The sequence below is a fragment of the Enterobacter cloacae complex sp. 2021EL-01169 genome (genome assembly GCF_020733125.1).
GTDB lineage: Bacteria > Pseudomonadota > Gammaproteobacteria > Enterobacterales > Enterobacteriaceae > Enterobacter > Enterobacter roggenkampii.
Window position 1 is genome coordinate 1 of sequence record NZ_JAJFTC010000032.1, and the last position, 9481, is coordinate 9481.

Genomic DNA, 9481 nt, shown 5'->3' on the forward strand with positions numbered 1-9481 from the left:
AATGGTGGAAAAAATAGCCTAAATAGGCTGATTCGATGTGTTTGCGGGAAAAAAATCGGCCCAGATCCGCGAAATTTTAATCAGCGAGTCAGCTTGGGAAGAAATGACCTGCTTATTCGCACCTTCCTTAGCCACTACCTGCCCGACACTGTGGGTGAGGATTTATCGCTGTATTTTGCCCGGGAGTCAGGGGTGCTTCTTGAAGGGGGCTTGCTGTTTGTCGACAATGGGGAAGGACATATCCGGTTAAATCTGGCGTGCCCACGGACTATGCTGACAGCAGGGATGAAAAGAATTTCACAGGTACTGCGGACACCGGCCCCTAACAGGGTATAACCCCTTTCTCTTTGGCCGTTTGTCCTGTCAGGATGTCGTCAGAACCCGGCATAACACCCTGTGCCGGGAACAAAAAAGGCACGGATGAACAGGTTGTGAATATCCTGAGTGAAGCCTGCTGATGACATTTCTGGCGACAAAAAAATGCCGCCCTTAAGGGGCGGCTTATGCCAGCGTCACGGGGTTATCGTCTGACCGCCATGATGCCCGCATCGACATCCCAGATAGCGCCCGTCACCCATGAGGTTTTGTCAGACAACAGGAAGAGAATAGTGTTTGCCACATCTTCGGCAGTTCCGACGCGTCCCAGCGGGTGGAAATCGTTCAGCGACTTCATAGCATCTGCGATATCCGCTTTGTCCATGAAGCCTTCGTATATCGGCGTATGAACAATCCCGGGAGACACCGCGTTGACACGAATACCCGCGCTGGCCAGCTCAATCGCCAGATTACGCGTCAGGGCATGCAGACCCGCTTTTGCCATTGAATAGGCCGAGGCCGGCGAGTCACCCAGTGCAGCCTGAGCACCAATCGAACCGACGTTGACGATAGACCCTTCGAGCTTCGCGGCGAGCATGTTCTTCACGACATCCTGTGTAATAAAGAACGTGGCTCGGTTCAGCGAAAGATACATGTCATAATCGGCAAAGCTGTGCTCGGTAAATCCTTTGGGCATGAAGATACCGGCGGCATTCACCATCAGGCTGATATCGCGATGGTGAGCATTAATTTCCTGACGGATAGTTTCCATACCTTCTTCGGTCATCAGGTTCGCCGCGATGACCGCAACCGGTCCCAGAGGGCTCAGTTCTTTTTGCACCGCTTCGGCTTTGTCTTTTTTATTCCCGGTCAGCACGACACTGCCGCCCGCTTCCAGTACCATGCGTGCCACGGCCAGGCCCATGCCGCTGGTACCGCCGACGACGAGCAGTTTTTTACCTTTGAAAAAAGTGTTCATTTTCTGACTCCATTACTGGTGGGTAAGACGTTGCCGGCAGCGTGAAACTGCCGGCGGTTGACGGATTAAATACTGCAGCCATCCGTTCCGCAGGTCTGACCCGCAGTGGCTGAAAATTCGGTTTGCTGTTCATCCCAGACCTGACGCAGGGCATTCAAAAAGTTATCTGCTGCCTGAGCCCCGCTGATGGCATATTTTTCGTTCATCACAAAAACCGGAACGCCGCTGAGGCCAATAGACTGTGCGTGGGCTTCATCGTCGGAAACGGTGGCGCGAAAATCGTCATTTTCCAGGGCGGCTTCAGCGTCAGCTTTCGGCATACCGGCTTCTACGGCCATGGCAACGAGCTGCTGACGGTCAAAGAGAGAGCGACCTTCGGTGATACTGCCATGATAAAAACGTTCTTCCACCGCGTCCGCAATTCCGGCCTTACGCGCGGCAACCAGCAGGGTGTGTGCATCTTCTGTATCACCAAACATCATGCCGTCGAAGTTGTAGATCAGACCTTCAGATTTACCGGCGGTGCCCACCTGATTCATCATCAGCTCCGCTGAATGCTGACTGCCCAGCTTTTTAACGATGGCATCCTTAAAAGGCATCGCGGGAGTACCACCGGCCAGACGGTAGCTGTGATGGCGGATCACCACCTGGTCGCGAAATTCAAAGCGATTCAGACCCTGTTCAAATCTTTTTTTAGCAATCCAGCACCACGGGCAGACCAAATCTGACCAGATATCGATGGTAAGGGTGGGTTTCAGCGTTTGCATAATGATTCCTCAAAGACGTTGGGCGGTCGGATCTCACTTATCAGAGAACCGCGACCGTATGGGATTTATTGCGCCTGCCAGACCGGGTAATCGGTATAGCCTTTTTCCGGGGAACCACTGACGCCGTAGTAGGTGGCGCGGTCACTTTCTGCCAGTGGCCAGCCGTTTTGCATTCTTTCAACCAGATCCGGGTTAGCGATGTAGGGCACACCAAATGCCACCAGATCCAGCTCATCATCTTCCAGAGCCTGCTCTGCGATATCACGGGTAAAACCGCCGGCAGCGATGATGGTGCCTTTAAACGTGTTGCGAAAACGGCGGCGGAAGCCTTCCGGAAGTGGCGCTTTGGTGTACACCGGCTGATAGTAAAGGTGTACGTAGGCCAGTTCCCGCTGACCGAGCGCGTCGGTGATGGCTGACCAGGTTTGCTCTTCACCTTCATACGGCGCGAGGTCATAAATGCGGCCGAACGGTGACAGGCGCACGGCAACGTGGCTGTTACCCACAGCTTCCGCCACGGCGTCAATGGTCTCCAGCAGGAAACGCTGACGATTTTCCACCGAGCCGCCGTATTCGTCGGTGCGGGTGTTCAGTTCGCTACTGAGGAACTGGTCAAAGATGAATCCGTTTGCCGCCATGATTTCCACGCCGTCAAAGCCGGCTTCCATCGCCAGGCGTGCGGAGTGCACGAAGTCTGCAGTGATGCGTTTAACTTCATGCGTTTCCAGCGCGCGTGGCTGGCTTGGTACAACCGGGCCCGGTTCTCCGGATTCGGTCAGCGCAAAAACGGTGGTATTGACCGCCTGAACGGTGCCCGCTGAAACCGGCGCTATGTGGCCTGGCTGAAGAGAGACGTGAGACATACGGCCGACGTGCCAGAGCTGCGCGAAAATACAGCCACCTTTGGCGTGAACCGCTTGTGTCACCTTACGCCAGCCCTGGACGTGTTCGTCGTTGTAGATACCAGGGGTATAAAGGTAACCCCGGCCTTCTTCTGAAACCGGCATCCCTTCGGTGATGAGCAGGCCAGCAGAAGCACGCTGTGCATAGTACAAAGCCACGACCTCATCCGGCACGTCATTCATGGTGCGGGTGCGGGTCATCGGTGCCATGACTACACGGTTTTTTAACGCCAGGCCAGACAGATTGTAGGGGGTGAAAAGCTTACTCATCGTATACCTCACAAAAAACAAAAAGGAGTATCCCGGCAGGGATTTGCACAGCCCGGCAGTATCATCGACTGGACGTCGCGCACTGGAGTTGCATAAACATCTGATGGGTGGCAATATACCAACCATCTAGTAGGTAGGTCAATGGGTGTGTCGTATTTTTTTGTCATAACGCAGCCATTTCTGAATTGTCACTCATTTTGCGAGGTCATCACCATGCGTACATTAACAGCTTATAACGAAGATAATTTCCGCCAGATAGAGCAGTACAAAGGAATATCGGTGGTACGTTTCTCTGCACCCTGGTGTCCGCCCTGTCAGGCCAGCGAAGAAATGTTCAGTCAGTTTGCAGACCGGCTCGATGGAGATATTCAGGTGGGGAAAGTCAATGTAGATCAGGCGCCGGTGCTGACAACCAAATACGAGATCTGGGGGCTGCCGTCTGTGCTGATATTTCATGAAGGGCAATTAGTTAAACGCATACCGGGTGTGAAACCTGCATCGGTATATGCTCAGGCTATTGCGGACATAAAAAAAGGGCAGTAATGCCCTTTTAACGTGGAATTTATTAATGCTTAACCGCGTGCCTGACCGACGGCATCCAGAGTGCGGGCTGAATAAATGACCGCCGCGCCAGCGTTGAGGTTAATCGCCACGCCCAGCGCTTCAGCAATTTCAGCGTCGGTTGCACCGGCTTTCACAGCGGCGTCGGCGTGAAAAGCAATACAGCCGTCGCAGCGGGTTGTGACTGCGCACGCCAGGGCAATGAGTTCACGCACTTTTGCGCCCAAAAGGTCAGTTTTGTTACCTGCGTTGCCCAGGGCAACCACGCCTTTCATGGTCTCGGGGGTCAGTTTGCCCAACTCGCCTAAACGTTGCATTAACTCTGAGCGATAGTTGTTCCAGTCCAGCATAGTGTCATTCTCCTGAATGAGGGGTATTAAGAAGCAGTTTTATATACTTAAGGCTGTTGGCGAAGACTTCGGGTCTGGCCGTTGCATGCGCCACTACGCTTGAGCCTTCACAGACATTAATGATCATCAAAGCAATATCTGATGGTTCGGCATGGGATGAAAACTCACCTGACTCCATGCCCGCCCTGACGACTTTTGTGAGCCACTCGATTTGCATATCGAAATAAAGTGATGTCTGTACAGTAATTGCCTGAGGCAGATTGGCGGTCTCTGCTGACAACGCACAACACAGTGGCAGTAGCGAAGCTTTATGGCTTTGCGCGAAGATATCGATGTAAGCCGCAATTCTTCTCTCCGCGCTTTTCTCAGTCGCCTCTATCTGCTCAAATACGCGTTGTGTATCAGAGAACGCCTGTATTACCACCTGCTCACCCAGAATATCTTTGGTCGGGAAATGGTGATGAATACTGGCCTTGGTGATACCCACTATTTTTGATAAATCAGCATAGCTGAATGCTGAATACCCTTTTTCGCGCATCAGGTGTTCTGCTTCGCTGAGCAGCCGTTCCCGTGTCATGGTTGTCATAATTACTCCATATAATCTACTAGTTGATAGATTATATTGTTGCTATTTTTCCGTAGCAAGTTGTATCACTGACTCAGTATCGTGCAGAGCTGAACGTCACTGCCATCCTGCATTCTGAATGGCAGCATTACATCTCTGACATCACGCCAGGCGTGTAATCATTTCAACCGGATTAGCCAGAGTATCGTGGATTGGCGAATTCTTTTGCATTTCGCTGACCAGCGCTTCTAACTCCTCGCGACTGGCGGTCTTGCTCGTAAGGTGAACATCGACGCGAATAGATTTCGCACCTTTACGCACGTTGCTGTCCAGCCCAAGGAAGCCGTTGAGGTTGATATCGAAATTAAGATCCAGCTCGATACCGTCCAGGTCGATCCCTTTTTCAGCAGCCATCATGGTAAGGGTGGCGGTATAACAGCCAGCCAGCGCCTGCATGATGTATTCAGTCGGGCTCATGCCGGTATCGGTGCCGAGTAAACCTGCGGGTTCATCACCGATATTAGAAAATTTCCCCACACGGCTGGTATCGATAACGCCGTTCTGGATTGTGGCGCCGGTCTCTGTGCGAACGGTTAATCCGCCGCTGGAACGGGCTTTCATCTGGAAAGTCAGGTTACCCAGGCCAGGCTGGCTGCGAACTGCTTCACGGGTATTGTGGATCGCAGCTGCGTCTGCAGAAGGTTTAACGGTAGTAGACATAATGGCTCCTGTAATTTCTTGATAAAAGGTATAGCTGGTGTAATCAGTACCAACCATCTAGTTGGTAGATTAATGTCGCGAACCTCTTTTGTCTACTCTTTTATAAAAAATAGGGGGAAAAGAACCCAGCAGGCTGTTTTATTTCATAATAACCATTTGATTTTTTTTTATAATCTTCCCAGCCGCTCACTCTTGCAGCAATCCAGCCTTTACCCGAAGGATAGTCTGGCGGGTGGTATTAAATTCCCGGGCAATAGCACTGATACTGATGCCAGCATTTAGGCGCTCTGTCACTGTTTGCTTTTGTTCCTCGCTCAGGATGGGGGGGCGACCGAAGCGTTTTCCAGCCGCTTTTGCCCTCGCAATACCTGAATACGTTCGCTCAAGCAGCAAATCTCGCTCAAACTCCGCTACAGCAGAAATTACCTGCATAGTCATTTTTCCGGCCGGACTGGTCAAGTCAACACCTCCGAGTGCGAGACAATGAACGCGAATATCTAAAGCCGCCAGTTGCTCTACTGTTTTTCGGATATCCATCGCATTACGACCCAGACGGTCAAGTTTGGTGACAATCAGTACATCCCCATTTTCCATGCGATCTAGCAACCGGATAAATCCGGGGCGTTCGCTGGCAGCAACCGAGCCACTGATATGCTCCTCAATAAGTCGTTGGGATCTGATGGCAAAACCCGCCGCTTCAATTTCACGACGCTGGTTTTCTGTGGTCTGTTCCAGAGTTGAGACCCTGCAGTAGGCAAAAACACGTGACATGGGAAACTTTCCGTACGAAATGGATGTCCGAATTATAACGTGTGTCCGAAATTAATTTCACTAAGTTTCGGACATGTGCTGTAAGTGGTGTACGAAACCGACCGGTTTCGGTCACAGCGAACAAATAACAGATGAAAACTATACGCGAGGGAAGCATTTATGCCACGGCGACAGATACTGAGCAGTGAAGAGCAGGAACGCTTACTGGTTATACCAGATGATGAAATTATTCTGACCCGAATGTGTTTTCTGAACGAACCGGATATTGCGCTCATTAATAAGCACCGACGGCCAGCGAATCGCCTGGGCTTTGCTGTATTACTCTGTTATCTGCGTGGACCTGGATTTATTCCGGACAAAAGCAGTGCTCCTCACAATGGCGTTGTATCCAGGGTTGCTTCCCGACTGAAACTTCAGCCTGATTTATGGCCGGAATATGCATCCAGAGAGCAAACCCGCTGGGAACATCTGACCGAACTTTATCGCTACCTGGAACTATCCCCGTTCAGCCGGTCAATGCAAAAAGACTGTATCCGCCATCTGCACCCCTATGCCATGCGAACTGACAAAGGATTTATGCTGGCGGAAGAAATGCTCAGCTGGCTACATAACAATAATGTTATTTTCCCTTCTGTTGAAGTGATCGAACGGACGCTTGCCGAAGTCGTCACGCTCGCTAACAGATCGGTATTTTCGACACTTACCGCGCAACTGGAAAAGCAGCATAAATCAGCACTCGACAGCCTGCTCATATCAGAGGGTGAACAACCTTCCCGTCTGGCATTGCTGCTACAGCCTCCGGGTAAAATAAACGGTAAAAATGTGCTGCAACATATCGACCGGCTTAATTCCATCGCTGCGCTGGGGTTGCCTGATGGTATTGCACTTTCCGTTCACCAGAACAGGTTGCTTAAACTGGCGCGTGAGGGCCGGAAAATGAGCAGCAGGGACCTGGCAAAATTCACCGATGTCAGACGTTACGCTACGCTGGTTTGTATAATAACAGAGGCCAGGGCCACCCTGACTGACGAAGTGATTGATCTGCACGAGCGTATCCTGGGTAGTCTGTTCAGCAGGGCAAAACGCACGCAGGCCGAACGGCTCCAGCAAACGGGAAAGCTTATTCAGAGCAAGCTGAAGCAGTACGTTACCGTCGGGCAGGCGTTACTTAACGCCAGAGAATCCGGGGAAGATCCCTGGACTGCAATAGAAGATGTCCTTCCCTGGCAGGAATTCATCAACAGCGTGGAAGAAACGCGGTTTCTTTCCCGTAAGGGCAATTTCGACGCGCTTCATCTGATCACCGAAAAATACAGTACGTTGCGTAAATATGCCCCGCGTATGCTGTCAGCATTGCAGTTCATGGCGACACCTGCGGCGCAGGCGCTCAGCGATGCGCTGGACACCATAACGGAAATGTACCGTAAACAACTTCGTAAAGTGCCGCCATCAGCGCCAACAGGGTTTATCCCTGAAAGCTGGCGAAAACTGGTGCTCACGCCTTCAGGCATCGACCGCAAGTACTACGAGTTTTGCGTACTGAATGAACTCAAGGGTGCATTACGTTCCGGTGATATCTGGGTAAAAGGATCGCGCCGCTACAAAAATTTTGATGATTATCTCATCCCGACTGCTGAGTTTGAGAAATCCCGACATAATGACCAGTTACAGTTGGCCGTTCAGACCGATAGCCAGGCATACCTTCAGGCCCGTATGACTCTTCTTGCATCTCGGCTGGAAGAAGTTAACGCGATGGCGCTTGCCGGTGATTTGCCCGATGTAGATATCTCAGATAAAGGCGTAAAAATCACTCCACTGGAGAACAGCGTTCCTTCAGGTGTTTCGCCCTTTGCAGGTTTGGTCTATGGCATGCTTCCCCATCCGAAAATTACGGAGATACTGGAAGAAGTTGATAGCTGGACGGGATTTACGCGTCACTTCGCGCACCTCAAAAATAATAACGTCAGACCAAAAGACGGAAGACTGTTGCTGACCACCATTCTGGCTGACGGCATCAACCTTGGGCTGACAAAAATGGCGGAATCCTGCCCTGGGGCCACAAGATCGTCACTCGAAGGTATTCAGGCATGGTACATCAGGGATGAAACTTATTCAGCGGCACTGGCCGAGCTGGTCAACGCACAGAAAGAGCGGCCTCTGGCCGCATTCTGGGGCGACGGGACAACATCGTCGTCAGACGGGCAGAACTTTCGGGTAGGCAGTCACGGACGTTATGCCGGTCAGGTCAATCTTAAATATGGTCAGGAGCCGGGCGTGCAGATTTATACGCATATCTCAGACCAATACAGCCCGTTCTACGCCAAAGTGATCAGCCGGGTGCGCGACTCAACCCACGTGCTTGATGGCCTGCTGTACCATGAAAGCGATCTGGAAATTACCGAGCATTACACCGATACCGCAGGCTTCACTGAACATGTTTTCGCCCTGATGCACCTGCTGGGATTCGCTTTTGCGCCAAGGATCCGTGATCTTCATGACAAGCGGCTGTTTATTCATGGAAAGGCCGAGCGCTATCCGGGGCTTCAGTCTGTCATATCAACAACCTGCCTGAATATCAAAGACATTGAGTCGCACTGGGATGAGGTATTGCGCCTGGCAACCTCGATTAAGCAGGGGACAGTCACCGCATCACTGATGATGAAAAAGTTAGCCAGTTACCCAAAACAGAATGGACTTGCCAAAGCGCTGAGAGAGATTGGCCGCATCGAACGGACACTATTTATGCTGGACTGGTTCCGTGATCCCGGTCTGCGCCGACGCGTGCAGGCGGGGCTGAATAAGGGTGAGGCCCGTAATGCCCTTGCGCGAGCGGTCTTTTTGCACCGTCTGGGTGAAATAAGGGATCGTGGGCTGGAGAATCAGAGTTATCGCGCCAGCGGGCTGACATTACTGACAGCAGCGATCACGTTGTGGAACACGGTATATATAGAAAGAGCTATTGAGTCACTAAAACGAAAGGGTATCCCGATAAATGAGCAACTGGTCTCTCATCTTTCTCCCCTGGGCTGGGAACATATCAATCTGAGTGGAGATTACGTCTGGCGTAATAATCTTAAGCTGGGATCCGGAAAATACCGCTCATTACGTACAGTCGATACCGCTTTGTACAAAAAACAGTCTTAGCGTGGGATAATTAATGAGATGGTCACTCCCTCCTTCCCGGTACTATGCTGAGGACAGGCTTTCATTCGGAGAACTATCATGGAAAACATTGCGCTCATTGGTATCGATCTGGGTAAAAACTCTTTCCATATTCATTG

At 51.4% G+C, this 9481-nt stretch carries 9 protein-coding genes and 1 pseudogene; 3 read left to right on the forward strand and 7 right to left on the reverse strand.

All coding sequences use genetic code 11. The features are described from left to right. Positions 1–336 (forward strand): annotated as a pseudogene (locus tag LLF79_RS26380) (hypothetical protein); the annotation flags it as partial. Between the two features lie 184 nt (positions 337–520). Here LLF79_RS26380 and LLF79_RS26385 read toward each other — a convergent pair. The 3 genes from LLF79_RS26385 to LLF79_RS26395 all read right to left on the reverse strand — a co-directional run bounded on the left by LLF79_RS26385 (position 521) and on the right by LLF79_RS26395 (position 3233). Continuing rightward, positions 521–1294, reverse strand: coding sequence for an SDR family NAD(P)-dependent oxidoreductase (locus LLF79_RS26385; RefSeq protein ID WP_004729618.1), 774 nt, complete (start codon positions 1292–1294; stop codon positions 521–523). 65 nt (positions 1295–1359) lie between these two features. Further along, positions 1360–2061, reverse strand: a complete 702-nt coding sequence (locus LLF79_RS26390; RefSeq protein ID WP_001194072.1) for a DsbA family oxidoreductase — start codon at positions 2059–2061, stop codon at positions 1360–1362. A 65-nt stretch (positions 2062–2126) separates the two neighbouring features. Then, positions 2127–3233, reverse strand: coding sequence for an alkene reductase (locus tag LLF79_RS26395; RefSeq protein ID WP_023287189.1), 1107 nt, complete (start codon positions 3231–3233; stop codon positions 2127–2129). A gap of 213 nt (positions 3234–3446) precedes the next feature. Here LLF79_RS26395 and LLF79_RS26400 point away from each other — a divergent pair, with 213 nt between their 5' ends. Beyond that, entirely contained in the window at positions 3447–3776 is a 330-nt protein-coding gene (locus LLF79_RS26400) for a co-chaperone YbbN (RefSeq protein ID WP_008502229.1), read from the forward strand. A 29-nt stretch (positions 3777–3805) separates the two neighbouring features. Here the strand turns inward: LLF79_RS26400 and LLF79_RS26405 are convergent, their stop codons facing one another. The 4 genes from LLF79_RS26405 to LLF79_RS26420 all read right to left on the reverse strand — a co-directional run bounded on the left by LLF79_RS26405 (position 3806) and on the right by LLF79_RS26420 (position 6200). Further along, a complete protein-coding gene (locus LLF79_RS26405; protein ID WP_000888080.1) occupies positions 3806–4144 on the reverse strand; it encodes a carboxymuconolactone decarboxylase family protein in 339 nt (112 codons plus the stop codon). A gap of 4 nt (positions 4145–4148) precedes the next feature. Next, the gene (locus LLF79_RS26410) at positions 4149–4730 is read right to left on the reverse strand and encodes a TetR/AcrR family transcriptional regulator (RefSeq protein WP_000210409.1); all 582 of its coding nucleotides are present in this window, start codon (positions 4728–4730) and stop codon (positions 4149–4151) included. Positions 4731–4871: 141 nt separating this feature from the next. Beyond that, entirely contained in the window at positions 4872–5429 is a 558-nt protein-coding gene (locus LLF79_RS26415) for an OsmC family protein (protein WP_000108589.1), read from the reverse strand. 186 nt (positions 5430–5615) lie between these two features. Continuing rightward, on the reverse strand, positions 5616–6200 hold the full coding sequence (locus tag LLF79_RS26420; RefSeq protein ID WP_012695450.1) for a recombinase family protein: 585 nt from the start codon (positions 6198–6200) through the stop codon (positions 5616–5618). Positions 6201–6359: 159 nt separating this feature from the next. On the opposite strand from LLF79_RS26420, the gene LLF79_RS26425 reads away from it, so the two are divergent. Then, positions 6360–9344: a Tn3 family transposase gene (locus LLF79_RS26425; protein ID WP_032742905.1), complete on the forward strand. Its 2985-nt coding sequence runs from the start codon at positions 6360–6362 to the stop codon at positions 9342–9344. The last annotated feature ends 137 nt before the right edge of the window (positions 9345–9481 follow it).